The 941-nt window shown below is 69.1% G+C and carries 2 protein-coding genes; both read right to left on the bottom strand.

Going from position 1 to position 941, the window contains the following annotated elements; genetic code table 11:
- On the bottom strand, nt 1–485 hold a 485-nt coding region (locus tag JGS39_RS39730), incomplete at its 3' end, for a SepX/GlpR family protein (protein WP_505391883.1).
- A 169-nt stretch (nt 486–654) separates the two neighbouring features.
- Nucleotides 655–941, bottom strand: a 287-nt coding sequence (locus JGS39_RS39725; RefSeq protein WP_219574619.1) for a GNAT family N-acetyltransferase, incomplete at its 5' end; no start/stop codon positions are given.

Genomic DNA, 941 nt, shown 5'->3' with positions numbered 1-941 from the left:
GCGCCGGTGCGCCGGCGCCGCGCGAGGACCTGGAGGCGCTGCGCACGCCGGGCGCGCTCCGCGTCGATTCCGCCGGGTCGCGGACGCCGGGCTGAATCGGAGGAGGGTTCGGGGCGGTCGCGCGCCGGGCGTTTCTGCTCCGCGCGCTCCTGGGCGGAGTGCTCCGGCGTACGAGCCGGGTCGTGGACCCGGGCCTCGGTGTGCGCCGGAGGCGCGGAAAAGGCCCGGACGTCGACGGAATCCATTCGGTCCGTGACTACATCCGGGTCGGCGTCGGGCGCCGCCTCCTCGTCGGTGCGCTCCCGCAGCTCCTTGGCGTACCGGCGCTCCATCGCCGCCCGTCCGGACAGCAGCCGGATGGCGGTGCTGAAGCGTTCCGTCGGACGGGCTTCGTTGAGCTCGTCCTGCCTGCGGAGCCACATCGGTACCAAGTAGGCGGCCCAGGCCCCGACAATGACTGCGTAGATGAGGCCGCTGCTGCTCACATCTCACACCGTAGAGGGGTTTGCGTGGAGGCATCCGCCAATTGGCCCGGTGTGTCGCACGATCCGGCTGATATCGCGGACTTTTTTTGTGATTGTTCGGATCAACAGTCGGCGTTTGCGCATCCGTTAGCTGTCATCGCCCGATCAATTTCGAACACATATTTCATTTTCAGCGGTACTCCGGCCGCTCGGGGCGCTCCGGACGCGCCCGGCGCCACCTCCGGAGCAGGCCGTCGGGCACCTCCTCCGCGGTGAGCGCGTAGATCAGATGGTCACGCCAGGCGCCGTCGATGTGCAGATAGCGGGGCCGGATCCCCTCCTCGCGGAATCCGAGTTTCTCCACGACCCGCCGGCTGGGCCCGTTCTCGGGGCGAATGCACACCTCGATGCGGTGCAGTCCGACCGCGGTGGCGCTCGCCGTCGACCATTGTTTCCGCGCGGTCGGACTGCACCGCA

Origin of the sequence: Streptomyces poriferorum (assembly GCF_019399235.1) — a bacterium.
GTDB classification, from domain to species: domain Bacteria; phylum Actinomycetota; class Actinomycetes; order Streptomycetales; family Streptomycetaceae; genus Streptomyces; species Streptomyces poriferorum.
The sequence above is the reverse complement of the archived record's forward strand: the minus strand, read 5'-3'. Positions and strand labels throughout refer to the sequence as shown.